Annotated in this window: 26 protein-coding genes; 17 read left to right on the top strand and 9 right to left on the bottom strand. The window is 71.7% G+C overall.

The genetic code is table 11. The annotated features are described in order from the left end of the window. Nucleotide 1: 1 nt before the first annotated feature. Genes mreC through DRV96_RS10810 form a run of 5 tightly spaced genes read left to right on the top strand, consistent with a single transcriptional unit; the run spans nt 2 to nt 5,582 of the window. Nucleotides 2–919 carry a rod shape-determining protein MreC gene (gene mreC, locus DRV96_RS10830; protein ID WP_119290857.1) on the top strand — a complete coding sequence of 306 codons (918 nt, stop codon included), beginning with the start codon at nt 2–4 and terminating at the stop codon, nt 917–919. 55 nt (nt 920–974) lie between these two features. Next, entirely contained in the window at nt 975–1,496 is a 522-nt protein-coding gene (gene mreD / locus DRV96_RS10825) for a rod shape-determining protein MreD (RefSeq protein WP_119290855.1), read from the top strand. Nucleotides 1,497–1,505: 9 nt separating this feature from the next. Next, nucleotides 1,506–3,539, top strand: a complete 2,034-nt coding sequence (gene mrdA / locus DRV96_RS10820; protein WP_119290853.1) for a penicillin-binding protein 2 — start codon at nt 1,506–1,508, stop codon at nt 3,537–3,539. Beyond that, nucleotides 3,536–4,702 carry a rod shape-determining protein RodA gene (rodA, locus tag DRV96_RS10815; protein WP_119290851.1) on the top strand — a complete coding sequence of 389 codons (1,167 nt, stop codon included), beginning with the start codon at nt 3,536–3,538 and terminating at the stop codon, nt 4,700–4,702. The genes mrdA and rodA overlap by 4 nt, the downstream gene beginning before the upstream one ends. Nucleotides 4,703–4,706: 4 nt before the next feature. Further along, complete coding sequence (locus DRV96_RS10810; RefSeq protein ID WP_119290849.1) at nt 4,707–5,582, top strand: NAD(P)-dependent oxidoreductase; 876 nt, start codon at nt 4,707–4,709, stop codon at nt 5,580–5,582. Nucleotides 5,583–5,593: 11 nt separating this feature from the next. Here DRV96_RS10810 and DRV96_RS10805 read toward each other — a convergent pair whose 3' ends face one another. Further along, nucleotides 5,594–7,057: a sensor histidine kinase gene (locus DRV96_RS10805; protein ID WP_119290846.1), complete on the bottom strand. Its 1,464-nt coding sequence runs from the start codon at nt 7,055–7,057 to the stop codon at nt 5,594–5,596. Nucleotides 7,058–7,108: 51 nt separating this feature from the next. Then, the gene (locus tag DRV96_RS10800; protein ID WP_119290844.1) at nt 7,109–7,780 is read right to left on the bottom strand and encodes a response regulator; all 672 of its coding nucleotides are present in this window, start codon (nt 7,778–7,780) and stop codon (nt 7,109–7,111) included. Nucleotides 7,781–7,923: 143 nt separating this feature from the next. On the opposite strand from DRV96_RS10800, the gene recA reads away from it, so the two are divergent. The 9 genes from recA (at nt 7,924) to DRV96_RS10755 (ending at nt 16,364) form a co-directional block, all read left to right on the top strand. After that, the gene (gene recA / locus DRV96_RS10795) at nt 7,924–8,964 is read left to right on the top strand and encodes a recombinase RecA (RefSeq protein WP_119290842.1); all 1,041 of its coding nucleotides are present in this window, start codon (nt 7,924–7,926) and stop codon (nt 8,962–8,964) included. Between the two features lie 40 nt (nt 8,965–9,004). Beyond that, complete coding sequence (gene recX, locus DRV96_RS10790; RefSeq protein WP_119290840.1) at nt 9,005–9,484, top strand: recombination regulator RecX; 480 nt, start codon at nt 9,005–9,007, stop codon at nt 9,482–9,484. Nucleotides 9,485–9,714: 230 nt separating this feature from the next. Next, complete coding sequence (gene sucC, locus DRV96_RS10785) at nt 9,715–10,875, top strand: ADP-forming succinate--CoA ligase subunit beta (protein WP_119290838.1); 1,161 nt, start codon at nt 9,715–9,717, stop codon at nt 10,873–10,875. A 17-nt stretch (nt 10,876–10,892) separates the two neighbouring features. Further along, nucleotides 10,893–11,786 (top strand): succinate--CoA ligase subunit alpha, encoded by an 894-nt coding sequence (sucD, locus tag DRV96_RS10780; RefSeq protein WP_119290836.1) that lies wholly within the window; start codon nt 10,893–10,895, stop codon nt 11,784–11,786. A gap of 214 nt (nt 11,787–12,000) precedes the next feature. After that, a complete protein-coding gene (locus DRV96_RS10775; RefSeq protein ID WP_119290834.1) occupies nt 12,001–12,732 on the top strand; it encodes a TerC family protein in 732 nt (243 codons plus the stop codon). A gap of 33 nt (nt 12,733–12,765) precedes the next feature. Then, nucleotides 12,766–13,671 carry a serine/threonine-protein kinase gene (locus DRV96_RS10770; RefSeq protein WP_119290829.1) on the top strand — a complete coding sequence of 302 codons (906 nt, stop codon included), beginning with the start codon at nt 12,766–12,768 and terminating at the stop codon, nt 13,669–13,671. Nucleotides 13,672–13,771: 100 nt separating this feature from the next. Then, nucleotides 13,772–14,557 carry a Stp1/IreP family PP2C-type Ser/Thr phosphatase gene (locus DRV96_RS10765; protein WP_119290827.1) on the top strand — a complete coding sequence of 262 codons (786 nt, stop codon included), beginning with the start codon at nt 13,772–13,774 and terminating at the stop codon, nt 14,555–14,557. A 57-nt stretch (nt 14,558–14,614) separates the two neighbouring features. Continuing rightward, a complete protein-coding gene (locus tag DRV96_RS10760) occupies nt 14,615–15,283 on the top strand; it encodes an FHA domain-containing protein (RefSeq protein ID WP_119290824.1) in 669 nt (222 codons plus the stop codon). A 289-nt stretch (nt 15,284–15,572) separates the two neighbouring features. Continuing rightward, entirely contained in the window at nt 15,573–16,364 is a 792-nt protein-coding gene (locus tag DRV96_RS10755; protein WP_119290950.1) for an MBL fold metallo-hydrolase, read from the top strand. 6 nt (nt 16,365–16,370) lie between these two features. On the opposite strand, the gene DRV96_RS10750 is transcribed toward DRV96_RS10755, so the two are convergent. The 7 genes from DRV96_RS10750 to argS form a co-directional block, all read right to left on the bottom strand. Next, nucleotides 16,371–17,603 (bottom strand): THUMP domain-containing class I SAM-dependent RNA methyltransferase, encoded by a 1,233-nt coding sequence (locus tag DRV96_RS10750; RefSeq protein ID WP_119290946.1) that lies wholly within the window; start codon nt 17,601–17,603, stop codon nt 16,371–16,373. A gap of 38 nt (nt 17,604–17,641) precedes the next feature. Then, nucleotides 17,642–19,144 (bottom strand): RNA polymerase factor sigma-54, encoded by a 1,503-nt coding sequence (locus tag DRV96_RS10745; protein WP_119290944.1) that lies wholly within the window; start codon nt 19,142–19,144, stop codon nt 17,642–17,644. 11 nt (nt 19,145–19,155) lie between these two features. Continuing rightward, nucleotides 19,156–19,947, bottom strand: coding sequence for an LPS export ABC transporter ATP-binding protein (gene lptB / locus DRV96_RS10740; protein ID WP_119290942.1), 792 nt, complete (start codon nt 19,945–19,947; stop codon nt 19,156–19,158). A gap of 5 nt (nt 19,948–19,952) precedes the next feature. Next, complete coding sequence (lptA, locus tag DRV96_RS10735; RefSeq protein WP_119290821.1) at nt 19,953–20,513, bottom strand: lipopolysaccharide transport periplasmic protein LptA; 561 nt, start codon at nt 20,511–20,513, stop codon at nt 19,953–19,955. Between the two features lie 109 nt (nt 20,514–20,622). After that, nucleotides 20,623–21,264: a thiol:disulfide interchange protein DsbA/DsbL gene (locus tag DRV96_RS10730; RefSeq protein WP_119290819.1), complete on the bottom strand. Its 642-nt coding sequence runs from the start codon at nt 21,262–21,264 to the stop codon at nt 20,623–20,625. A 99-nt stretch (nt 21,265–21,363) separates the two neighbouring features. Further along, a complete protein-coding gene (locus tag DRV96_RS10725) occupies nt 21,364–21,972 on the bottom strand; it encodes an SPOR domain-containing protein (protein ID WP_119290817.1) in 609 nt (202 codons plus the stop codon). Beyond that, nucleotides 21,969–23,684 carry an arginine--tRNA ligase gene (gene argS / locus DRV96_RS10720; RefSeq protein ID WP_119290815.1) on the bottom strand — a complete coding sequence of 572 codons (1,716 nt, stop codon included), beginning with the start codon at nt 23,682–23,684 and terminating at the stop codon, nt 21,969–21,971. The genes DRV96_RS10725 and argS overlap by 4 nt, the downstream gene beginning before the upstream one ends. A gap of 158 nt (nt 23,685–23,842) precedes the next feature. Between argS and DRV96_RS10715 the strand changes: the two genes are divergently transcribed. From DRV96_RS10715 to DRV96_RS10705, 3 genes are all read left to right on the top strand, one after another. Next, nucleotides 23,843–25,246, top strand: coding sequence for a serine/threonine-protein kinase (locus DRV96_RS10715; RefSeq protein ID WP_119290813.1), 1,404 nt, complete (start codon nt 23,843–23,845; stop codon nt 25,244–25,246). Between the two features lie 93 nt (nt 25,247–25,339). Beyond that, nucleotides 25,340–25,621: a PsiF family protein gene (locus tag DRV96_RS10710; RefSeq protein ID WP_119290810.1), complete on the top strand. Its 282-nt coding sequence runs from the start codon at nt 25,340–25,342 to the stop codon at nt 25,619–25,621. A gap of 61 nt (nt 25,622–25,682) precedes the next feature. Continuing rightward, the coding region (locus DRV96_RS10705; protein ID WP_473199541.1) for a transposase at nt 25,683–26,059 on the top strand (377 nt) is incomplete at its 3' end.

Below are 26,059 nucleotides of genomic sequence, written 5' to 3'. Positions count from 1 at the left end.
CATGCCGCTGGGCACGCTCGACCGCACCCCCCCGCCGTTCTTCCGCCAGGGCCCCTCGGCCCTGACACGACTCGTGTTCTTCTCGTCGCTGGCGGTGTTCCTGATGGTCGCCGACACGCGCTTCGAGATCGTGCGCCACGCGCGCGCAGCGATCGCCACCGTGCTGCACCCGGTGCAGGTCGCGCTGCGCGTGCCGGTGGAGATGGCCGTGGGCGGCAGCGAGTACCTGCGCGGGCTGACCCGCGCGCTGGCGGCCGAGCGCCACGCGCAGGAACAGCTCGCCGCGCAGGCGGTGCGGCTCGCGCGCGCCGACCGCCTCGAGGCCGAGAACGCGGCGTTGCGCGACCTGCTCGGGCTGCGCCCGGCGCTGGCGACGCGCTCGATCGCCGCCGAGGTGCTGTACGAGGCGGCCGACCCGTTCTCGCGCAAACTGTTCGTCGACCGCGGCGCGACGCACGGCGTCGTCGCCGGCGCGCCGGTGGTCGCGCCGCAAGGCGTCGTCGGCCAGGTCACGCGCGTGTACCCGCTGTCGAGCGAGGTGACGCTGCTGGTCGACAAGGACGCCGCGATCCCCGTGCTCAACGCGCGCACCGGGCAGCGCAGCCTGGCCTACGGCGGCGCGCTGCGCGGCACCGCGATGGAACTGCGCTTCCTGCCCGGCAACGCCGATGTCGCCGAGGGCGACGCGCTGCTGACATCGGGCGTCGACGGCGTCTACCCGAGTGGCCTGCCGGTCGCGCACGTGACCCGCGTCGAGCGTCAGGCCGACGGCGGCTTCGCCCGCGTGCTGCTGCGGCCGGCCGCGGTGCCCGACACGGTGCGCCACGTGCTGGTGCTCGAACCGCTGACGGTGCAGATGCCGCAGCGGCCGCCGACGACCGAGCGCGACGAGGTGCCGCCGCGGGAGCAGCGGCCATGAGCCACCGTGACGCGCGCCGCATCGCCCGCCGGGCGTCCCCGCAGGAGGCGGCGCCATGATCATGCCGCGCACCGGCGACGCGCTGCTGCTGCCGGTCAACCCGTGGTTCATCGCGCTGTCGCTGGCCGTCGCCCTGGCGCTGAACCTGGTGCCGGTGGGTCGCGTCGCGGCGATGCCCGACCTGCTCGCGCTGGCGCTGGTGTTCTGGAACGTGCACCAGCCGCGGCGCGTGGGCATCGGCGTGGCCTTCGCGCTCGGGCTGGCGATGGACGTGCACGAAGGCGCGCTGCTCGGCCAGCACGCGCTGGCCTATACGCTGCTGTCGTACTTCGCGATCACGATCCACCGCCGGCTGCTGTGGTTCGGCCTGTGGTCGCAGAGCCTGCAGCTGATCCCGCTGTTCGCCGCAGCCACCGCGGTGTCGCTGCTGGTGCGCATGGCCGGCGGCGCGCCGTTCCCGGGCTGGAGCCTGTTCGCCGCGCCTGTGATCCAGGCGCTGCTGTGGCCGCTGGCGACCTGGGTGCTGCTCGCGCCGCAGCGCCGTCCGCCCGATCCGGACGAGAATCGCCCTTTGTGACCGTGTCCGATGGCTGAGCTGAAGAACGTCGAGCTCGAGCTGCACCGCTTCCGCGGCCGCGTTCTGGCGGCCGCCGCGTTCGTGCTGCTGGGTCTGGCGCTGCTGGCCGCGCGCATGGTCTACCTGCAGGTGATCCGGCACGACGAGCTGGCCACACGCGCCGAGACCAACCGCATCGCCGTGCTGCCGGTGGTGCCCAACCGCGGGCTGATCGTCGACCGCCACGGCGTCGTGCTGGCGAGCAACTACTCGGCGTACACGCTGGAGATCACGCCGTCGAAGGTCAGCGACGTCGAGGCGACGATCGACGCGCTGGCGCAGATCGTCGAGATCCGCCCGAGCGACCGCCGCCGCTTCAAGCGGCTGCGCGAGGAGGGCAAGAGCTTCGACTCGATCCCGATCCGCACCAAGCTCAGCGACGAGGAGGTCGCGCGCTTCACCGCGCAGCGCTGGCGCTTCCCCGGCGTCGAGGTCAACGCGCGGCTGTTCCGCAGCTACCCGCTGGGCGAGACCGGCTCGCACATGATCGGCTACATCGGGCGCATCAACGCCGCCGAGAAGAAGGCGATGGAGGACTGGGACGAGGAGACCCAGGCCAACTACCGCGGCACCGAGTACATCGGCAAGCTCGGCCTCGAGCAGAGCTACGAGGCCGAGCTGCACGGCACCACCGGCTACGCCGAGGTCGAGACGACCGCCGGCGGGCGCGCGGTGCGCCAGCTGCGCAGCCACCCGCCGACGCCGGGCAACACGCTGGTGCTGTCGGTCGACATCCGGCTGCAGTGGCTCGTCGAGCAGCTGTTCGGCGACCGCCGCGGCGCGCTGGTGGCGATCGACCCGCGCAACGGCGAGGTGCTGGCCTTCGTCAGCAAGCCCACGTTCGACCCGAACCTGTTCGTCGACGGCATCGACCACGACAGCTGGCGCGAACTCAACGAGAGCATCGACAAGCCGCTGCTCAACCGCGCGCTGCGCGGCACCTACCCGCCGGGCTCGACGTTCAAGCCGTTCATGGCGATGGCCGCGCTGACCAGCGGCAAGCGCTCGCCGAACACCGTGATCCACGACGGCGGCACGTTCAACTTCGGCGGCCACCTGTTCCGCAGCCACGGCGACACCGGGCTCGGCCCGGTCGACATGCGGCGCTCGATCGTCAAGTCGAGCAACGTCTACTACTACTCGCTGGCCAACGAGATGGGCGTCGACCTGATGCACGAGCACCTGTCGCCGTTCGGCTTCGGCGCGCGCACCGGCATCGACCTGCACGGCGAGGTGACGGGCGTGCTGCCGTCGACGCAGTGGAAGCGCCGCACGTACAAGCGCCCCGAGCAGCAGCGCTGGTACGCCGGCGAGACGATCTCGCTGGGCATCGGCCAGGGCTACAACAGCTTCACGATGCTGCAGATCGCGCAGGCGATGGCCACGCTGGCTTCGGGCGGCCAGCGCTTCGAGCCGCGGCTGGTGCGCGAGATCGAGGACGTCGTCAGCGGCACGCGCCGCCCCGTCGAGCGCCCGGCGCGCCCGCCGCTGGCGCTGAACCCGGCGCACGTGCAGCTCGTGCTCGACGCGATGTACGGCGTGACGCAGGAAGGCACGTCGACGCGCGTGTTCGCCGGCGCACCGTACAAGAGCGGCGGCAAGACAGGCACCGCGCAGGCGGTGGGCATCCGCCAGAACGAGAAGTACAACGCTGCCAAGCTGGCCGAGCACCAGCGCGACCACTCGCTGTACGTGGCCTTCGCGCCGCTCGAGGCGCCGACGATCGCGCTGGCGGTGATCGTCGAGAACGCCGGCTTCGGCGCGGCCGCGGCCGCGCCGATCGCGCGGCGCGTGTTCGACTACTGGCTGCTCGGGCTCTTCCCGAGCGAGGAAGACATCGCGCTCACGCGCGAGGGCCGCTCGACGGCGCCGGTGGGCACGCCGCGGCGCGCCGACGAGGTGCCGCTGCCCGGCTTGACGACGGCGCCGGTGGCGGCGGCGCCGGCCGCGCACGAGCCGCGGCACGTGGCGATGCAGGCCACCGGCGCCGGGGTGGGCCGATGAACGGGGCGCACGCCGTCTTCGAGCGCCCGTCGCTGTGGCAGCGCGTGCGCCCGCTGCTGATCGGCTTCGACGCGTGGCTGATGCTGGCGGTGCTGCTGCTGGCCGCCGCGGGCCTCGTCGTGATGTACTCGGCCGGCTACGACCACGGGGCGCGCTTCTCGGGCCACGTGCGCAACATGCTGCTCGGCCTGGCGGTGCTGCTGCTGGTGTCGCAGGTGCCGCCGCAGCGGCTGATGGCGCTCGCGGTGCCGCTGTACACACTCGGCATCGCGCTGCTGGTGGCCACGGCGCTGTTCGGCATCACGAAGAAGGGCGCGACGCGCTGGCTCGACATCGGCGTGGCCGTGATCCAGCCCAGCGAGATCATGAAGCTGGCGCTGCCGATGACGCTGGCGTGGTGGTTCGACAAACGCGAGGGCCAGCTACGCGCGGCCGACTTCGCCGTCGCCGCAGGGCTGCTGCTGCTGCCGTTTGCGCTGATCGTCAAGCAGCCCGACCTCGGCACCTCGCTGCTGGTGCTGTCGGCGGGGCTGTTCGTGATCTTCTTCGCCGGGCTGCCGTGGCGGCTGATCGTGCCCGTGCTGGCGCTGGGCGCGGCGGGCGTCGTCGCGCTGATCGCCTTCGGCGACGCGATGTGCCAGCCCGGCGTCGACTGGGTCGTGCTCAAGGAGTACCAGAAGCACCGCGTGTGCACGCTGCTCGACCCGATGTCGGACCCGCTGGGCAAGGGCTTCCACGTGATCCAGGGGATGATCGCGATCGGCTCGGGCGGCCTGTGGGGCAAGGGCTTCATGAACGGCACGCAGACGCACCTGGAGTTCATCCCCGAGCGCACGAGCGACTTCATCTTCGCCGCGCTGGCCGAGGAGTTCGGGCTGGCCGGCGTCGTCGCGCTGCTGATCGGTTTCGCGTTCCTGATCGTGCGCGGCCTGGCGATCGCCGCCGAGGCGCCGACGGTGTTCTCGCGCCTGCTGGCCGGCGCGATCTCGCTGATGCTGTTCACCTACGTGTTCGTCAACATGGGCATGGTCAGCGGCATCCTGCCGGTGGTCGGCGTGCCGCTGCCGTTCGTGAGCTACGGCGGCACCGCGATGGTCACGCTCGGACTGAGCCTGGGCATGCTGCTGTCGATCGCCAAGAGCCGGCGCCTGATGCAGAGCTGACGCGATGGCACGGCCGCGCATCGGGGTGATCGGCATCGGCCTGATGGGGCTGCCGATCGCGCAGCGGCTGGCCGCGCAGGGCTACGCTGTGGGGGTGCGCGACGTCGACCCGCAGCGCGTCGCGCTGGCCGCACCGCTGCCGGCGGCCGACGACGCCGCGGCGCTGGCCGCGGCGTGCGACGTGCTGATCGTCGTCGTCGTCGACGCGCGCCAGACCGACGACGTCCTGTTCGGGCCCCGCGGCGCCGCCGACGCGCTGCGCCCGGGCCAGGCCGTGCTGCTGTGCCCGACGATCGGCCCCGACGACACCGAGCGCATCGCCGCGGCGCTGCAGGCGCGCGGTGTCGACGCGATCGACGCGCCGATGTCGGGCGGCCCGGCGCGCGCGCGCGACGGCACGATGAGCCTGATGGTGGCCTGCCCCGACGACGTGTTCGCGCGCCACGAGCCGCTGCTGCGCACGATGGCGTCGCGGCTGTTTCGCGTCGGCACGCGCGCCGGCGACGGTGCGCGCACGAAGCTCGTCAACAATCTGCTGGCGGCCGTCAACCTCGCCGGTGCGGCCGAGGCGCTCGCGCTGGCCGTGCAGCTCGGGCTCGATGCGGCACGCACGCTCGAGGTGATCGAGCAGTCCAGCAGTCAGAGCTGGATCGCCAGCGACCGGCTGCGCCGCGCGCTGGCCGGCGACGACACGCCGAGGGCCGCAACGGCGCTGCTCGCCAAGGATGCGGCGCTGGCGCTGGCCGCCGCACGCGCCGTCGGGCCCGAGCCGGTGCTCGGCGCCGCCGCGGCCGCGGTGTTCGCGCAGGCCTGCGCCGATGGCGATGCCGCGCGCGACGACGCGTGCCTCTTCGAGCGCGCGCTCGCACGGCGCCGCTGACGCGGGTGCGATCACGCCGTGCGCACACCACCGAGCGGGAAGCGCACCGTGAAGCGCGTGCCGGTGCCGCCGCCGGCGCGCGGGTGAGCGTCTTCGACGTCGATCTCGGCGCCGTGCTGCGTCGCGATCTCGCGCACGATCGCCAGCCCGAGCCCACTGCCGTCGACGTTGGTGCCCAGCGCGCGGTAGAAGGGCTGGAACACGAGTTCGCGCTCGGCCGCCGGGATGCCGGGGCCGGTGTCCTCGACCTGCAGCACGGCGACCTGGCCGAAGGGGTCGACGAGCACGCGCACCGTCACCGCGCCGCCGGCCGGGGTGTACTGCAGCGCGTTGTCGACGAGGTTGCGGATCAGCTCGCGCACCAGCACCGGCTGGCCCTGCAGCGTCGGGCGTGCGTCGGACAGCGAGGGCCCCTCGTAGCCGAGGTCGATGCGCTTGTCGATCGCCCGCGGCACGAAGTCCTCGACGGTCTCGATCGCCAGCTGGACGAGATCAACGTCCTGCTGGCGCAGCGCCTGCTCGCGGTCCTCGGCGCGCGCCAGCGCGAGCAGCTGGTTGACCATGTGCGCGGCGCGCTGGCTCGACAGCGCGATCTGCTCGAGCGAGCGCCGCACCGAGCGCGCGTCGCCGCCGGCGTCGATCTCGCGCTGCGCCAGCTCGGCCTGCATGCGCAGGCCCGCCAGCGGGGTCTTCATCTGGTGCGCCGCATCGGCGAGGAAGTGCTTCTGCGCGCTCATCGAGTGGTCCAGGCGCGCGAGCAGCTCGTTGATCGCGCGCACCAGCGGCGTGACCTCCTCGGGCGCCTCGCGCTCGGCGATCGGGCTCAGGTCGTGCGCCTCGCGCTGGCGGATGCGGTTCTGCAGCGCGTTCAGCGGCGCCAGCCCGCGCGCGAGCGCCAGCCACACGAGCACCACGGCCAGCGGCAGGATCACGAACTGCGGCAGGATCACGCCCTTGATGATCTCGGTGGCCAGCCGCGAGCGCCGGTCCAGCGTCTCGGCGACCTGCACCAGCGGCGGCATCTCGCGCCCCTCGAGCGGCACCGCGAGCCACAGGTAGGCCACGCGCACCGGCTCCTCGAGCATCGTGTCGTCGCGGAACTTGAGCACGCCGGGCTCGATGCGCTCGTCGACCGGCACGCGCAGGTTGCGGTCACCGGCCACCAGCTCGCCGCGCAGGCCGAGCACCTGGTAATACATCGCGCCGGCGTCCTCGCCGCGCAGCACGTCGGCCACCAGCACCGACACGCCCGGCGGCAGCCGCACCTCGCGCACGACGTCGGTGTGCACGACGACGCGCTGCGCGACGGTGCGCGCGAGCTCGCCGAGGTCGCGGTCGTAGGGCCGGTTCGCGATGCCCTGCGCGACGACCCACGTCAGCCCCATGCTCATCGGCCACAGCAGCAGCAGCGGGGCGAGCATCCAGTCGAGGATCTCGCCGAGCAGCGAACGCTGTTCAGGCCGGCGGGCGAACATCGTGCGCGCGAGGATACCGTCGCCGCGTCCTCGCGCCGGGCGCCGCCGGGCTTAGGGGGCGATCTTCTCGAGGCAGTAGCCCAGGCCGCGCACGGTCGCGATGCGGATCGGCCCCTGCTCGATCTTCTTGCGCAGGCGGTGGATGTAGACCTCGATCGCGTTGTTGCTGACCTCTTCGCCCCACTCGCACAGGCGCTCGACGAGCTGGTCCTTGCTGACCAGCCGCCCGGTGCGCTGCAGCAGCACCTCGAGCAGGCTGAGCTCGCGCGCCGACAGCTCGACCATCTGGTCGTTGATGTAGCACACGCGGCCGGTCGCGTCGAAGCTCAGCGGCCCGTGGCGGATCACGTTCGACGCGGTGCCCAGCCCGCGGCGCGTCAGCGCGCGCACGCGCGCCTCGAGCTCCTGCAGCGAGAACGGCTTGGCCATGTAGTCGTCGGCGCCGAGATCCAGCCCCTTGACGCGCTGCTCGACGCTGTCGGCAGCGGTCAGGATCAGCACCGGCACCGTGCTGCCGCGAGCGCGCAGCCGGCGCAGCACGTCCAGCCCGTGCATCTTCGGCAGGCCGAGGTCGAGGATCACGCAGTCGAACTCGTGCGAGGCCAGCGCCGCATCGGCCTCGCTGCCGCTGCACACCTGGTCGACCGCGTAGCCCGAACTGCGCAGCGAGCGCAACAGGCCATCGGCGAGCACCTGGTCGTCCTCGGCTATCAGAATGCGCATCGCTTCGTCTCCTTCGCCATCGGCCGCGCTCTTGCCGGGCGCGTTGTCGGCGGATTCTAGGGATTCGCGCCTGCCGGAGCGCCCGCGGGTACTGGATGCCCATCCAGTTGTGCCACAATCGCCGCATGCCACCGGAGGACCGCATGGACGCGCCCGTCAAAGCCCTGAACACCGAGAAAGCCAAGGCCCTGCAGGCCGCCCTCGCGCAGATCGAGAAGCAGTTCGGCAAGGGCTCGATCATGCGCCTGGGCGAGGGCGAGAAGATCGAGGACATCCAGGTCGTCTCGACCGGCTCGCTCGGGCTGGACATCGCGCTGGGCGTCGGCGGTCTGCCGCGCGGGCGCGTCGTCGAGATCTACGGCCCCGAGAGCTCGGGCAAGACGACGCTGACGCTGCAAGTCATCGCCGAGATGCAAAAGCAAGGCGGCGTGTGCGCCTTCATCGACGCCGAGCACGCGCTGGACGTGCAGTACGCGCAGAAGCTCGGCGTCAACCTCGCCGACCTGCTGATCAGCCAGCCCGACACCGGCGAGCAGGCGCTCGAGATCGTCGACGCGCTGGTGCGCTCGGGCTCGGTCGACCTGATCGTCGTCGACTCGGTCGCCGCGCTGACGCCCAAGGCCGAGCTCGAGGGCGAGATGGGCGACGCGCTGCCGGGCCTGCAGGCGCGGCTGATGAGCCAGGCGCTGCGCAAGCTCACCGCCACGATCAAGAAGACCAACTGCATGGTGGTCTTCATCAACCAGATCCGCATGAAGATCGGCGTCATGTTCGGCAACCCCGAGACGACGACCGGCGGCAACGCGCTGAAGTTCTATGCCTCGGTGCGCCTGGACATCCGCCGCACCGGCAGCATCAAGCGCGGCGAGGAAGTCATCGGCAGCGAGACCAAGGTCAAGGTCGTCAAGAACAAGGTCGCCCCCCCTTTCAAGACCGCCGAGTTCGACATCCTCTACGGCGAGGGCATCAGCCGCGAGGGCGAGATCGTCGACCTGGGCGTGGCCGCCAAGGTGCTCGACAAGTCGGGGGCCTGGTACGCCTACAACGGCGAGAAGATCGGCCAGGGCAAGGACAACGCGCGCGAGTTCCTGCGCGAGAACCCCGAGCTGGCACGCGAGATCGAGAACAAGATCCGCGAGTCGCTCGGCGTGGCGCCGCTCGCCGCGCCAGCCGACGGGGCGTGAGTCCCATCACTGCCGGCACGGGCGGCAGCGGAGCGCACGCGTGCCGGTGGCCCCGTCGCTGAAGGCGCGCGCGCTGAAGCTGCTGGCCCAGCGCGAGCACAGCCGCAGCGAACTGCGGCGCAAGCTCCTGCGGCGCCGCAGGGGCGACGAATCCCGCGCCTCCGATCCAGACCCCACCGAGGTCGATCACCTGCTCGACTGGCTGCAGCAGCAGGGCTGGCTCAGCGACGAGCGCTTTGCGGCGCTGCGCGTGCAAAGCCGTGCGGCGCGCTTCGGCACGCGGCGCATCCGCGACGAACTGGCGCAGCACGGCATCGAGCTCGCGGCCGACGCCGACGCGGCGCTGCGCGCCAGCGAGCTCGATCGCGCGTGCGCGCTGTGGGCACGCAAGTTCGGCAGCCCCCCCGCCGACGCCACGGAGCGCGCGCGCCAGATGCGCTTCCTCGCTGCGCGCGGCTTCGCGCACGACGTCGTGCGCCGCGCCGTGCCGGGCGTGCAGGGCCGGTCGAACGACGACTGAACAGTGACGGCGCCACGCGCGCCGCGCCCGCCGGCGCGCCTGCGGGTGCGTGCTACATTTCGCCGCGCTTCGCGGCGCGCCGGTGTTCGTGACAGCCGGCGTCGCGGCGATGCGTCGGCCACCCGCATCGGCGACGTCAGCCCGATGCCAACATCGGCGGCCACAATCGCGGTGTCGCGCGGCGCGACGCCGCGACGGCACCCCGTCCACTCTCCGACCCGCCCGAGCCCATGAAGATCCACGAATATCAAGGCAAGGACATCCTGCGCCAGTTCGGCGTGCCCGTCCCGCGCGGTTTCCCCGCCTTCACCGTCCAGGAAGCCGTCGAGGCCGCGCAGAAGCTCGGCGGCAGCGTGTGGGTCGTCAAAGCGCAGATCCACGCCGGTGGCCGCGGCAAGGGCGGCGGCGTCAAGCTCGCGCGTTCGATCGACGAGGTCCGCACGCTGGCCGGCCAGATCCTCGGCATGCAGCTCGTCACGCACCAGACCGGCCCGCAGGGACAGAAGGTGCGCCGCCTGCTGATCGAGGAAGCCGCCGACATCAAGAAGGAGTACTACGTCGCCGCGCTGACCGACCGCGCGACGCAGAAGGTCGCGATGATGGCCAGCTCCGAAGGCGGCATGGACATCGAGGAGGTCGCGCACAAGACGCCCGAGAAGATCATCAAGGTCTTCGTCGACCCGCTCGTGGGTCTGACCGACGCGCAGGCGCTCGAGCTCGCGCGCGGCATCGGCGTGCCCGAGGCGAGCCAGGCCGAGGCGGTGCAGTTGTTCAAGAACCTGTACCGCTGCTACATGGAAACCGACGCGTCGCTGGCCGAGATCAACCCGCTGATCCTCGAGGGCAACGGGCACCTGAAGGCGCTCGACGCGAAGTTCAACTTCGACAGCAACGCCCTCTTCCGCCACCCCGAGATCGTCGCCTGCCGCGACCTCGACGAGGAGGACCCGGCCGAGATCGAGGCGAGCAAGTTCGACCTCAGCTACATCAGCCTCGACGGCAACATCGGCTGCCTCGTCAATGGCGCGGGCCTGGCGATGGCGACGATGGACACGATCAAGCTCTTCGGCGGCGAGCCGGCGAACTTCCTCGACGTCGGCGGCGGCGCCACGGCCGAGAAGGTCACCGAGGCGTTCAAGATCATGCTGCGCAACCCGAAGGTCAAGGGCATCCTCGTCAACATCTTCGGCGGCATCATGCGCTGCGACACGATCGCCGAGGGCGTGATCGCCGCGTGCAAGGCGGTCAACCTGAACGTCCCGCTGGTTGTGCGCATGAAAGGCACCAACGAGGACATCGGCAAGAAGATGCTCGCCGAGTCGGGCCTGCCGATCATCAGCGCCGACACGATGGCCGAAGCCGCGACGAAGATCGTCGCCGCCGTCAAGTAAGCCCGGAGCCGCACCCCATGAGCATCCTGATCAACAAGGACACCCGCGTCATCACCCAGGGCATCACCGGCAAGACGGGTCAGTTCCACACCCGCGGCTGTCAGGCCTACGCCAATGGCAAGGCCTGCTTCGTCGCCGGCGTCAACCCGAAGAAGGCCGGCGAGAGCTTCGAGGGCATCCCGATCTACGCGTCGGTCAAGGACGCGAAAGCGGCCACCGGGGCCAACGTCAGCGTGATCTACGTGCCGCCGGCCGGTGCCGCCGACGCGATCTGGGAGGCCGTCGAGGCGGACCTCGACCTCGTCGTGTGCATCACCGAGGGCATCCCGATCCGCGACATGCTGATCGTGCGCAACAAGATGAAGGCCAAGGAGGCCGCCGGCGGCAAGAAGACGCTGCTGCTGGGGCCGAACTGCCCCGGCGTGATCACGCCCGACGAGATCAAGATCGGCATCATGCCGGGCCACATCCACAAGAAAGGCCGGGTGGGCGTCGTCAGCCGCTCGGGCACGCTGACTTATGAAGCCGTCGCGCAGCTGACCGAGCTGGGCATCGGCCAGAGCACCGCGGTGGGCATCGGCGGCGACCCGATCAACGGGCTCAAGCACATCCACGTGATGAAGATGTTCAACGACGACCCCGAGACCGACGCCGTCATCATGATCGGCGAGATCGGCGGCCCCGACGAGGCCGACGCGGCGCGCTGGTGCAAGGACCACATGACGAAGCCCGTGGTCGGCTTCATCGCCGGCGTCACGGCGCCGCCGGGCAAGCGCATGGGCCACGCCGGCGCGCTGATCAGTGGCGGCGCCGACACCGCCGACGCCAAGCTCGCGATCATGGAGGAGTGCGGCTTCAAGGTCACGCGCAACCCGTCGGAGATGGGCCGGCTGCTCAAGTCGCTGCTGTGAGCGCGCGGCGCGGCCCACGGGCCGCGCCGGCACGGCAACGCTGCGCGGGCCGCTTCGAGGCGGCCCGTTCGCTTGGTGGGGCCGCCTGCGCAGGCGCCGCCGACGCTCGACGCGCCGCCCACCGGACGTTCGCGGTGCCGCGCGATCTGTAGTTCTACGCAAGGCGCGCGCCGCGGCGGCGCCTACACTGGCGCCCGAGGCTAGGGAGACCCGGATGGAAGAGTTCCTGACCCCCGCGTTCTGGATCGCGGTCGGCCAGATCATCATGATCGACATCCTGCTCGGTGGCGACAATGCCGTCGTCATCGCGCTGGCCTGCCGGCGCCTGCCGCCGCGCATGCGCATGAAGGGCATCCTGTGGGGGACCGCGGGCGCGATCGGGCTGCGCGTCGTGCTGATCTTCTTCGCGCTGACGCTGCTGGCGATCCCGTTCCTCAAGCTCGTCGGCGCCGCGCTGCTGGTGTGGATCGGCATCAAGCTGCTGGTGCCCGAGGACGACGACGGCCACGCGAACATCGAAGCCAGCGACAAGCTGTGGGCCGCCGTCAAGACGATCATCGTCGCCGACCTCGTGATGAGCGTCGACAACGTGATCGCGATCGCCGGCGCGGCGCACGGCGCGCACGCCGACCACCAGCTCGCGCTCGTGATCTTCGGCCTGCTGGTCAGCATCCCGATCATCGTCTGGGGCAGCCAGCTCGTCATCAAGCTGATGGACCGCTTCCCGCTCATCATCACCGCCGGCGGCATGCTGCTGGGCTGGATCGCCGGGACGATGGCCGTCGGCGATCCGGCGGTCGCGCAGCCGGGCGAATGGACGTGGATGCCGAAGGTGCCGCAGACCGATGCCGTCAAGTACGCCGCCGGCGTCGCCGGCGCCTTGATGGTGCTCGTGTGGGGCAAGTGGATCGCGTCGCGCCGCGCCGCGGCGGCGCCGGCGGCCTGATCGCGGCTGCTCGCCGCATCGCGTCACCGGGCGATGAACGCCAGCGGCCCTGGTGACGGCAGCACCGGCCGGCCCCCGCGCGCCGCGGCACTCGCGCCCGGCGCGGCATTCGCCGGTGTGCGCATCGAACGCCTGCTCGCGCGCGGCAGCAGCGCCACGCTGTACGTCGCCGTCGAGCCACGCTCGACGCAGCGCGTGGCGCTCAAAGTGCTCGACGCCTGCGACGCCGACGCCGACGCCGACGCCGACGCTGCGTGCGACGACGCGGTGATGTCGTCGTTCGCGCGCGAGGCGCAGGCGCTGCAGCGGCTGCGGCACCCCTCGATCGTCGAGGTGCTCGGCGGCGGCATCGAAGGCGCGCATCCGTACCTCGTGATGGCGCTGCTGCCCGGCACCGACCTGCGCCGCTACGCCGCCCCCGCACGCAGGCTGCCGGAGCCGCTCGTGCTCAAGCTCGGCGCCGACGTGGCCGACGCGCTCGCGCACGCGCACGCGATGGGCTTCGTGCACCGCGACCTCAAGCCGGCGAACCTGGTGTTCGACGCGGCCACGCGCCGCGTGTGGATCACCGACTTCGGCGTCGCGCGCGCGCTCGACGCCGCACGCACCCGCACCGGCGTGTTGCTGGGCACGCCGGCGTTCATGGCGCCCGAGCAACTGGCCGGCGGCGCGCCGTCGGCCGCCGGCGACGTCTATGCGCTCGGTGTGACGCTGTTCCAGCTGCTCGCCGGCACGCTGCCATACGCCGGCGAGACGATGGGCGCGCTGCTGCGCGCGATGGCCCAGGGCGCGACGCGCGCGCTGGCCGAGCTGCGCCCCGACCTGCCACCGGCGCTCGCCGACCTGCTCGCCCGGGCCCTGAGCCGCGAGGCGTCGCAGCGCCCGACCGCCGCCGAGTTCGCGCTGCACCTGCGCCGCCTGCCGGGAACCGTCGTGTGAACCCGCCGCCGCCCTGCTGCCCGCGTGTGCCCGCGGGCAGTCGGTGCACAATCGTCGGCCGTCGCGGCCTCGTGCCTCCACCGTTTCCAGCGCGCCCCTCATGACCCTCGAGTTCTTCGCTGCCATCGACAAGGGGCGCGCGCGCGACAACAACGAGGACTCCGTCGCCCTCGACGAGGGTTGTGCACTGGCGGTGCTGGCCGACGGCATGGGCGGCTACAACGCCGGCGAGGTCGCCAGCGGCATGGCCACCTCGTTCATCCGCGCCGAGCTCGGCCGCTGGCTGCACCAGGCCGGCGCCGAGGCGGCCGACGCCGATGTGCGGCGGGCGATGGACATCTGCGTCGACAACGCCAACCGCGCGATCTTCAACGCCGCCAACGCCGACCCGAAGTACGCCGGCATGGGCACGACGCTGGTGGTGGCGGTGTTCCGCGGCCCGCACCTGCTGATCGGCCACGTCGGCGACTCGCGCGCGTACCGCCTGCGCGGCGGCAAGCTCGTGCAGATCACGCGCGACCACTCGCTGCTGCAGGAGCAGATCGACGCCGGCCTGATCTCGCCCGAGCAGGCGGCCTTCGCGGCGCACAAGAACCTCGTCACGCGCGCGGTCGGCGTCGAGGACACGGTGATGCTCGAGACGCACCTGCACGACGTGCTGCCGGGCGACCTGTACCTGCTGTGCTCCGACGGCCTGTCGGACATGGTCGACGACGCCGCGCTGGCGCAGTTGCTCAAATCTCACGCGACACTGGCCGACGCGGGCCGCGCGCTGATCGACGCCGCCAACGACGCGGGTGGAAGGGATAATATTTCCCTTGTCTTGGCAAGGGTCGGCGGCAACGCGTCGGCCGGCGGCCGGTCCTGGTGGCCGTTCAAGCGCTGAGACCCGCCTGTGGCGCGCGGCGCGCCGGGCGGTCCGCACACTACTGAGGTCCTGCGCATGGGCAAGCTGGTCGTCTCTCTCGACGGTGTCGTGATCAAGGAAGTCCAGATCACGAAGGACAAGACGACGCTCGGGCGGCGACCTTACAACGACATCGTGATCGACAACCTCGCTGTCAGCGGCGAGCACGCCGTGCTGCAGATGGCCGGGCAGGACGTCTTCATCGAGGATCTGAACTCGACCAACGGCACCTACATCAACGGCAAGGCGGTCAAGCGCCAGCTGCTGCAGCACAACGACACGATCGAGATCGGCAAGTACAAGATCAAGTACCTCGTCAACGACGGCGGCGCCGACTACGAGCACACGATGATCATCCGCCCGGGCGCCGCGGCACCGGCGCCGGGCTTCGTCGCGTCGCGCACGGCCGCGATGTCGGGCTTCGGCTCGCTCGCCTCGCCGGTGGGCCCGGCGTCGATCCGTGTGCTCAACGGCGCCGCGGCGGGCCGTGAAGTCGCACTGACCAAGGTCGTCACGACCGTCGGCAAGCCGGGCGTGCAGGTGGCGTCGATCACCAAACGGCCGGCCGGCTACGTGCTCGCCCACGTCGAGGGCAGCTCGCGGCCGACCGTCAACGGTACGCCGCTGGTCGGCGACGCGATCCAGCTGAAGAACGGCGACGTCATCGAGCTGGCCGGCACGCAGATGCAGTTCGTGCAGGCCTGAGCCCGTCACCGCCCGCGCGCCGGCGCGGCGGTCGGCGGGGAAGGGGGCGCGTGCCGGGTGTCGCGCCACGCATCGGCGAAGTCCGCTGCCGCGTGCCGCGGCGCGTGAAGTTCTCACACGCGCGCCACCGCGATGGATCGACGGCACATGCATTGCGGCGCGGTGCGGCATCGCCCGCTTGCGGATCCCGCAGGGCCACCGCACCATCGCGGCCATGCTGCTCGTTCCACCCGCCGACGCTCGCGTCGCCCCGCGGCCCGCCGCGACGCAGATCCCCGCCGCGACGACGATGACGATTCGGGTGCTCGGCTGCTCCGGGTCGATCGCCGCGGGCAGCCGCACGACGGCGTTCCTCGTCGACGACGACCTGCTCGTCGATGCGGGCACCGGCGTCGGCGACCTCTCGCTCGACGAGCTGCTGCGCATCGACCACGTCGTCGTCAGCCACTCGCACCTCGATCACGTGCTGGCGATCGGGCTGCTGGCCGACACCGTCTCGCGCCGGCGCATCGCCACCGGGCGCGGGCCGATCGCGGTGCACGCGCTGCCGGCCACGATCGCGGCGCTGCGCACCCACGTCTTCAACGACGTCATCTGGCCCGACTTCAGCCGCCTGCCCAGCGTCGAGCAGCCGCTGCTGCGGTTCGTGCCGTTCGCCGTCGGCGACGTGCTGTGCTTCGGCGCGCGCCGCGTCGAAGTGCTGCCGGCCGCGCACACGGTGCCGGCCGTCGGCTTCGCGGTGCAGCCGCGCGAAGGCGCCCCGGCGTGGGTCTTCAGCGGCGACACCGGACCGAACCCCGCGCTGTGGCAGCGGCTGCGTGCGCTGCCGGTCGCGCACGTCGTGATCGAGACGGCGTTCGGCGACGAGGATGCCGCGCTGGCGGCGATCAGCGGACACCTCAGTCCGTCGTCGCTGGCGGGTGAACTCTCGCGGCTGGCCCCGGGCGTCGACGTGCACGTCACGCACGTCAAGCCGGGCGAGGTCGACACCGTGATGCGACAGGTCGCGGCGCTGGGCCTGTCGCACCGCATCCACACGCTGGCCAGCGGTCAGCGGCTCACGCTCGACGCGACCGGCTGACGGCCGTCAGTCGCCGGCGTGGCGGGCGCCACGCGCCGAGCCGGCGACGAGGTCGAAGCGGTACAGCCGGCACTCGATCGGGCCGTTCCACAACGGCACGCGCCGGCTCTCCTTGAGCCGCAGCCGCCGCGGCAGCTGCGCGTCGGGGCTGAGCACCCAGGCCGTCCAGCCGCCGTAGTGGCGCTTCCAGTGCGCGGCCAGCGCAGCGAAGAAGTCGTCGCCACCGCCGGCGTCGGTAAAGCCCTCACGCGCGTTCGCGCCGCGCCCCTTCGGCGCGATGCGCTCGCCGTAGGGGGGGTTGAGCATCAGCACGCCGCGCGGCGCCGGCGGCGGACGCTGCAGCGCGTCGGCCGTCTTGAACGCGATCGCCGTGGCGACGCCGGCGCGCTCGGCGTTGCGCGCAGCGAAATCGGTCATGCGAAACGACACGTCGCCGGCGAACACCGCCACCGCCGGCGCGTGCACGCGCTCGCGCGCGTCGCGCCGCAACGCCTGCCAGGCCGCCGCGTGGTCGCGAAACGGCGCCAGACGCTCGAACGCGAAGCGGCGCTGCGCGCCCGGCGCGATGCCGCACGCGAGCTGCGCGGCCTCGATCGCGATCGTGCCGGCGCCGCAGCACGGGTCGAGCAGCGGCAGGTCTTCGGCGCGGCCCTGCCAGCCGGCGGCGGCGAGCATCGCGGCGGCCAGTGTCTCTTTCAGCGGCGCCTCGCCCTTGACTTCGCGGCCCGCAGCGGCGGCGTCGCGCCAGCCGCGCTTGAACAGCGGCTCGCCCGAAGTGTCGACGTACAGCGTCGCGTGCGCCGCGCCCAGGTGCAGCAGCAGCGGCAGGTCGGGGTCGCGCGTGTCGACGCTCGGGCGTGCGCCGGTGGCATCGCGCAGCGCGTCGCATACGGCATCCTTGATGCGCAGCGCCGCGAAGTGCAGGCTGCGCAGCGGCGACGCGCGCGCGCTCGTGTCCACGCGCAGCGTCTGCCGCGGCGTGATCCAGTCGGGCCAGCGCACCGTGCGCGCGAGCGCATACAGGTCGTGCTCGTCGCGGTAGGGGCCATCGGCCAGCGGCCACAGCACACGCTGCGCGAGGCGGCTCTCGAGGTTCAGCGTCATCGCCGCCACCGCGTCGCCGTGCACCGTGACGCCACCGCGGCCGGGCTCGATACGCACCGCGCCGCCGAGCAGGCGGCGGCACTCGTCGGCCAGCAGCGTCTCGGTGCCGCCAGCGGCCGAAAGGAACAGCGCCACGCCGCGCGGCGCGGGCGCAGACGCGCTCGGCGCCGGCGTCACAGCGCCTTGCGCAGGTTGGCCGGCGCGATCTTCAGCGCCTCGCGGTACTTGGCCACCGTGCGGCGCGCGACCTGGATGCCCTGCTCCTCGAGCATCTGGCTGAGCTGGCTGTCCGACAGCGGCTTGGCCGGGTCCTCGGCGGCGACGAACTGCTTGATCAGCGCGCGCACCGCGGTGCTCGACGCGTTGCCGCCGGCCTCGGTGTTCAGCGACGAGCCGAAGAAGTACTTCAGCTCGAAGGTGCCGAACGGCGTGGCCATGTACTTGGCGGTGGTCACGCGCGAGATCGTGCTCTCGTGCAGGCCGAGTTCGTCGGCGATCTCGCGCAGCACCAGCGGCTTCATCGCGATCTCGCCGTGGCTGAAGAAAGCCTTCTGCCGCTCGACGATCGCGCTCGAGACGCGCAGGATGGTGTCGAAGCGCTGCTGGATGTTCTTCATGAACCAGCGCGCTTCCTGCAGCCGCGACGACAGACCCGCCGCCGAGCCGTTGCGCTGGCCGCGGATCGCCTGCGCGTACAGGTCGTTGATGCGCAGCCTGGGCATCACGTCGGGGTTGAGCACGCACTTCCAGCCGCGCCCGCTGCGCACGACGATGACGTCGGGGACGACGACGTTGGCCTCGGCGCGCGCGAACGGCCGCCCGGGCTTAGGCTCGCAGGCCACGATCAGCGCCTGCGCCTGCCGGATCACGTCCTCGTCGGCGCCGGTCACCGCCATCAGCCGCTTGATGTCACGCTTGGCCAGCAGCTCGAGGTGCTGTTCGCAGATCGCCAGCGCCACGTCGCGCGCCGGCGACGCGGGCCGCGTGCGCAGTTGCAGCGCCAGGCACTCGCGCAGGTCGCGCGCGCCGACGCCGCAGGGGTCGAGGCTTTGCAGCCAACCGAGCGCGCAGCGCAGCCGCGACAGCAGCTCGTCGCGCGCCTCCTCGTCGTCGGGGGCGAGCTGCTGCGCGATCTCGTCGAGCGTGTCGGCGAGGTAGCCGTCGTCGTCGAGCGAGTCGATCAGCACCTCGACGGCGGCCGCGTCCTCGGGCGCGAGCCGCATGCCGAGCACCTGGCGGCGCAGGTGGTCGGCGAGCGTGTCGCCGGGGCCGCGCTCCTGCGGCTCGAAGTCGTCGTCGGTCGCCGCCGCCGCGGGCGTCTCGCGGATGCCGTCGAAGTCGTCGCCTTCGGTGCCGTTGGCCCAGTCGTCGCGTTCGGTCGTGCCGAGTTCGGTGCCGTCGAGGCCGGCCGGCTCCGCGTCGTCGAGGCGGCCGTCGGTGTCGTCGGGCTCGGCCATGCGATCGGCCGGCAGTGCGCGCTCGGCCGCGGCGTCGAGCGAAGCCTCGAACGGCGAGGCGGCCTCGTCGTCGAGTTCGATGAACGGGTTCTGCTCGAGCATCTGCTCGACTTCCTGGTGCAGCTCGAGCGTCGACAGCTGCAGCAGCCGGATCGACTGCTGCAGCTGCGGCGTCAGCGCCAGGTGCTGCGACAGCCGGACCTGCAGTGACGGCTTCATGCTCATGCCGGCTACATGCGGAAGTGCTCGCCGAGGTAGACCTTGCGCACGTCGGCGTTGTCGACGATGTCGGCGGGCGTGCCCTCGGCCAGCACCTGGCCGTCGCTGATGATGTAGGCGCGGTCGCAGATGCCCAGCGTCTCGCGCACGTTGTGGTCGGTGATCAGCACGCCGATGCCGCGCGCCTTCAGGAAGCCGATGATGCGCTGGATCTCGATCACGGCGATCGGGTCGACGCCGGCGAACGGCTCGTCGAGCAGGATGAAGCGCGGCTGCGTGGCCAGCGCGCGCGCGATCTCGACGCGCCGTCGTTCGCCGCCCGACAGCGCCGGCGCCGGGCTGGTGCGCAGCTTGTCGATGCTCAGCTCGAGCAGCAGGTCGTTGAGCTGGCGCTCGATCTCGGCCGGCTTCAGCGGCCGGCCGTCGGCGCCGCGCTGCAGCTCGAGCACGGCGCGCACGTTTTCCTCGACCGTGAGCTTGCGGAAGATCGATGCCTCCTGCGGCAGGTAGCTCAGCCCCAGTCGCGAGCGCTGGTGGATCGGCCGGTGATGCACCGGCTGGCCGTCGATGCGGATCTCGCCGGCGTCGGCGCGGATCAGCCCGACGACCATGTAGAAGATCGTCGTCTTGCCGGCGCCGTTGGGGCCGAGCAGGCCGACCACCTCGCCGGCACTGACCGCCAGCCCGACACCCTTGACGACGCGGCGCGCGCCGTAGCGCTTCTCGAGACCGGCGGCTTCGAGGCGGCTGACGGCCGTCGTGGCCGGCAGCGACACCGGCGTGGAGGGCGCGGGCTCGCGCAGCGCGTTCACGGCCGCGAACCCGCCGGCGCCGACTCGCGCGGCGTCAGGATGGCGCGCACGCGGCCACCGCCGTCGCCGGCGCTGACGCTGAAGGTCTCGTTGACGTTGTCGTAGGTGATCAGCGCGCCGGTGACTTCGTCGGCCGGCGCGCCGCCACGCAGACGCCGCAGCAGCGCATTGCCGGCGAGCCGCACGGTGTCGGCGCGGCCGTCGTAGTCGATGCGGTCGGCGCGCCCCTCGATGACCTCGTCGACGCCGTCGCGCTTTTGCCGGAACGTGGCCGGGCGACCGGCCTCGCCGAGGGCCACCGCGCTGCGCCAGCCCTCCGGAGTCTCGCGCACCTCGACGCGCTCGGCCGTGATGCGCAGCGAACCCTGCGTGATCACGACGTTGCCGACGAAGACGACGACCCGCTTGGCCAGGTCGACCGTGCTCTGGCGGTCGGCCTCGATCGTCATCGGCTGGGTGCGGTCGCTGCGCTGCGCGACGGCCGGCGCGGCGGCCGACAGCGCGACGGTGAACGCGACCAGCAGCGGCGGCAGCGGGGCAGTCAGGCGGCAGCGCATAGCGGCATGGAAATTGCAGGCCATTCTAGCCCCTTCGCGTCGGCACGCCGCCGGTGGTTTGTGAAATTTCGGCGCGGGTGGCGCGTCGCCACCGCACCGGCGCGCCGGCTCAGCCGCCCTTGCGGATGCGCTCGACGAGGAAGCTCGCCACCTGCAGCGAACGCTCGTTGCTGCCGGCGAGGCTGCCCGACGTGAAGAAGCGCCCACCGACGCCGATCGACGGCGTGCCGTCGATCTTGTACGCGTCGGCCAGTGCCTTGGCCTGGCGCGCCTTGGTGGCGACACCGAACGAGCGCAGCGCGTCGAGGAACTTGTCGCGGTCGAGCCCCTGCTCGGCAGCGAACGCGGCCATGTCGGCTTCCTTGTCGAGGCGGCGGCGCTGCACGTGCATCGCGGCGAAGACGCGGCGGTGCATCTTCTCGATCTCGCCCATCGCCTCGAGTGCGTAGTAGAGCTTGGCGTGCGTCTCGTGCAGCGCGCTGAAGCCCACCGGCACGCGCCGGAACGCGACGTAGTCGGGCTGCCGCGCCGCCCATGCCTCGATGGCCGGCTGGAACGCGTTGCAGTGCGGGCAGCCGTACCAGAAGAACTCGAGGACGTCGATCTTGCCGCCGCCCGACGTCGCCACCGGTGTGGCCAGGCGCACGAAGTCACGGCCCTCGACGAAGGCAGCAGGCTGCGCGTGGGCCGCGCCGGCCCACGGCAGCGTGGCGACGGCGGCGGCGCGGAGCGTGAACTGGCGGCGATTCATGGTCGTGGTCCTCATTGGGGCGGCCGCACCCGCAGGGCGGCGGCACGGGGTGACGGGAAAGCGCAACGCGCGCGGCGATGCGTGCAGGTGTCGTGATCTTCAACGCTCCACGCGCACCAACGCTGACTCGACCGCGTTGCCCTTCAATCGTTCCTGCACGGCGTCGGCCTCGTCCTTGCGTTCGAACGGCCCCAGCCGCACGCGGTACACGGTGCGGCCGGCCTGTTCGCGCTCGCTCACGCGCGCCGTGAAGCCGAGCATCGCCAGTCGGGCCCGCTGCTGCTCGGCATCCTCGGCGCGTGAGTATGTGCCCACCTGCACGAAGTAGCGGAAAGGGTCCGCAGATGGCGCTGTGGCGGCCGGGGTTTGCGGCGGGGTGGCGGCGGCCGGCGGCGCGGTCGCGGCACCGGGGGCGGCCGGGCGGTTGGCCAGCGCAGGCGGCGCTGCCGCCGACGCCGCCGGTGGCGGTACCGCCGGCGTCGAGGCCGACTCGCCGCGCTGCGCCGGCCGCCCGCTGAGCGGGCCGTTCGGATCCCAGCGCTTCAGGCGCTCGGCCTCGGCGGCCTCGTTCTGCGGCGGGCGCGGCACCTTGTCGACGAAAGGCACCGGCACCTTGGTCACGTACAGCGCCACCGCGAGCGACAGCCCCAGCCCGACCAGCAGCCCGACGATCAGGCCGAGCACGAACCCGCCACGCTGCGCCTTCATGCGTCCTCCAGCGCCTCTTCGGCGCGCGCCATCGACTCCGGCGCCGACACGCCGATCAGCGCCAGCGCGTTGCGCAGCACCTGCCGCACCGCCGCCAGCAGCGCGAGCCGCGCGCGCGCGAGTTCGCGGTCGTCGACGAGGAAGCGCTCGGCGGTGTAGTAACTGTGCAGCGCCGCGGCCAGATCGCGCAGGTAGAACGCGACGTCGTGCGGCGCGAGCTCGGCCGCCGCACGCTCGACCATCGCCGGATAGTCGGCGAGCTTGAGCATCAGTGCGACCTCGGTCGGCGCCGTCAGGCGCGAGAGGTCGGCGCTGGCGAGCGTGGCCAGGTCGCCGCCGTGCTGCTGCACCCACTGCGCGATCACCGAGCAGATGCGCGCGTGCGCGTACTGCACGTAGAACACCGGGTTCTCGTCGTTGCGCTTGAGCGCGAGGTCGACGTCGAAGACGAACTCGGTGTCGGCCTTGCGGCTGATGAGGAAGAAACGCACCGCGTCGCGGCTGGTCCACTCGATCAGGTCGCGCAGCGTCACGTAGCTGCCGGCGCGTTTGGAGATCTTGACCTCCTCGCCGCCGCGCATCACGGTGACCATCTTGTGCAGCACGTAGTCGGGGTAGCCGGGCGGGATGCCGGCGCCGATGGCCTGCAGGCCGGCGCGCACGCGCGCGATCGTGCCGTGGTGGTCGCTGCCCTGGATGTTGACCGCCTTCGTGAAGCCGCGCTCGAACTTGACTAGGTGGTACGCGACGTCGGGCACGAAGTACGTGTAGCTGCCGTCGGACTTGCGCATCACGCGGTCCTTGTCGTCGCCGTACTCGGTCGTGCGCAACCACAGCGCACCGCCTTCCTCGTAGGTCTTGCCGGCGGCCACCAGCGCGCGCACGACGGCGTCGACGCGGCCGCTGGCGTACAGGCTCGACTCGAGGAAGTAGTGGTCGAAGCGCACGCCGAAGGCCTTCAGATCGAGGTCCTGCTCGTGGCGCAGGTAGGCCACCGCGAACTGGCGGATGCCGTCGAGGTCGTCGACGTCGCCGCTGGCGGTGAAGACGCGGTCGTCGGCGCGCACCGTCTTGCGCGCCGCGAAGTCGGCCGCGATGTCGGCGATGTAGTCGCCGTTGTAGGCCGCCTCGGGCCACCCGTCGTCACCCGGCTTCAGGCCACGCAGCCGCGCCTGCACCGACAGCGCGAGGTTGCCGATCTGCACGCCGGCATCGTTGTAATAGAACTCGCGCGTGACGTCCCAGCCCTGCGCGGCCAGCAGGTGGCAGATCGCGTCGCCGAGCGCACCCTGCCGGCCGTGACCGACGTGCAGGGGACCGGTCGGGTTGGCCGAGACGAATTCGACGAGCACGCGGCGGCCATTGCGTTCGCGGCGCCCGAAAGCGTCACCGGCGGCGAGCACCTCGGCGACGACGGCCTGGCGCGCGGCATCGGCCAGGCGCAGATTGACGAAGCCGGGGCCGGCGACCTCGATCGCGGCAACCCAGCGCTGGACCTCGGGTTGGCGCCGAAGCGCCTCGACCAAGCCCTGAGCGACCTCGCGCGGGTTCTTACGCAGCGTGCGCGCCAGCGCCATCGCCGCGGTGACCGCCAAGTCGCCGTGCGCGGCCTGCTTCGGCGACTCGAACGCGAGCGTGGCCGGCGGCTCGACACCGAGCTCGCCCACCGCCCGGCGCAACGCTGCGAGCAGCTCGAGCTTGGCTTGGATCATGCAGTCGATTCTACGGGCGCCCCCTGAGGCTCCCGGTGGGCCACGCCGCGCCGTCGGCGCGAATTGCCGCACCATCGCCGCATTGTTCGGGGCATCGCGCGCGCGTCGCGCCGCGACGATGGCGCCACCACGCGCCGCGCAAGCGGCACTGCCACGCCATGTCCGCCGTCGTCCCGCCGTCTTCCACGCCGATTCCCACGCCGATTCGGCCCGCTGCCGTGGCCGCGACGCCGTTCGTCACCGACCCCGAGCTGCCGGCGCGCATCGGCAAGTACCGCGTCCTCAAGCGACTCGGCGAAGGCGCCACGAGCGAGGTGCTGCTCGCGCACGACGAGTTCAACGACCGTCCGGTGGCGATCAAGCGCGTGCGCGTGCCGGCCCCCGGCGAGGGCTCGGACCCGCAGATCTACCAGCGCTTCTTCGCCGCCGAGGCCGCGCTCGTCGGCCGGCTGCAGCACCCGAACGTCGTGCAGATCTACGACGCCGTGGCCGACCCGCAGGCGCCTTACCTCGTGATGGAGTACGTGCACGGCGTGACGCTGCGGCGCTTCTGCCGCCCCGACGCGCTGCTGTCGCTCGAGCAGATCGTCGAGATCGGCTTCAAGTGCGCGATGGCGCTGGGCTACATGGCGCGCCAGGGGCTGATCCACCGCGACGTCAAGCCGGCCAACCTGCTCGCCGTCGTCGAACACGACCACGTCATCGACGTCAAGGTCACCGACTTCGGCAGCGTGCTGAACCTGACCTCGGAGCACACGCAGATCTTTCGCGTCGGCTCGCTGGCGTACATGTCGCCCGAACAGCTCGACGGCGCGCCGCTCGACGCGCGTGCCGACATCTACTCGCTGGCCGCCGTGCTGTACCACCTGATCGCCGGGCGACCGCCGTTCGAGGCGCCATCGCAGACGGCGATGATGAGCCAGATCTTCACCGCCGAGCCGCCGCCGCTGACCGAGCTGCGCGCCGGCGTGCCGCCGTCGCTCGACGCGCTGGTGCGCCGCGCGCTGGCCAAGACGGCCGACGAGCGTCCCCCCGACTGGGATGCCTTCGCGCAGGGGCTGTCGGCGCTGGTGGCCAACCGCGAGATCCCGCGCGGCAAGCTGCAGGGCGTGCTCGACTCGGAGCGCTTCAACCTGCTGCGCGGGCTCGAGTTCTTCGCCGGCTTCGGCGACGTCGAACTGTGGGAGGTCGTGCACCGCGCCAAGTGGCAGCGTCTCAAAGTCGGCCACGCGATCTACCGCAAGGGCCAGCAGGGCCAGACCTTCCACATCATCGCGCAAGGGGAGATCGAGGTGCTGCGCGACGGCGTCAAGGTGGCCACGCTCGGGCGCGGCACCTCGGTGGGCGAGATGGCGTACCTCGCGCCGAGCGAGGAGCTGCGCACGCACCGCGCCGATGTCATCGTCACCGCGCCTTGCGTGACGATCTCGTTCACGCCGCAGACCTACACGCAGCTCGCGCTGGGCACGCGCCACCTGTTCGACCAGGCTTTCATCGGCGTGCTGGTGCGCCGGCTGCACGCGGCGCACGAGGCGCTGCACCACCCGCGGCGCATCCTGTAGCACGGCGCACACCCCCGTGCGGCTTGCCGCGCCCAGGCGCCTCTGCTCCAATCGCGCCGGGACCGGGCCGGTGCCCATTCGAGGAGACGAGGAATGAAGGTTTCCATCTGGCTGGCCGGCGCGCTGCTGCTGGGCGCAGCGGGCGCTCATGCCGACGAGCCGAAGCAGCTGAACACGCAGCAAAACCGCATGGCGCAGTGCAATCAGCAGGCCGGTGATCTGAAGGGCGACGAGCGCAAGCAGTTCATGTCGCAATGCCTCGCCGGCAAGGCGAAGATGACGCCACAGGAGCGCATGAGCTACTGCAACAAGCAAGCGGGCGATCGCAAGGGCGACGAACGCAAGGAGTTCATGAGCCGCTGCCTCAAGGGCTGAGAGCGTGAGAGTTTTTCGTCCGCTGCCCTCGTGCTGGCATGTCTCTGGCTTGCTGTTGGGCATGAGCGATCCGAAGCACCAAGACAGCGTGGCCGGGGTTTTGTTCGAGGACTTGGCGCCCGTCGATGAGCAAGCAGCGCAGGCCGCCGCGCAAGCGCGAGCCGTTGCGCTGCGCGCGCAGCCGCCGCGGCTGCTGCAGCCCAACCGCAAGCAGATCGAACTGCGAGCATCGGACCTGGAGTCGCTGCTGGGCGAGGATCACCGAGCGCGGCTGGTATGGGGCTACGTCGAGCGGCAGGACCTGAGCCGGCTGACCGATGCGATCAAGGCGCGCGGCAGCAACGCCGGACGCGCGGCGATCGACCCGCGCATCCTGTTTGCGCTGTGGCTGTACGCCACGCTCGAAGGCGTGGGCAGTGGACGCGAGCTGGCGCGGCT

This window comes from Azohydromonas sediminis, assembly GCF_003574675.1.
In the GTDB taxonomy this organism is placed as follows: Bacteria; Pseudomonadota; Gammaproteobacteria; order Burkholderiales; family Burkholderiaceae_C; genus Calidifontimicrobium; species Calidifontimicrobium sediminis.
The sequence above is the reverse complement of the archived record's forward strand: the minus strand, read 5'-3'. Positions and strand labels throughout refer to the sequence as shown.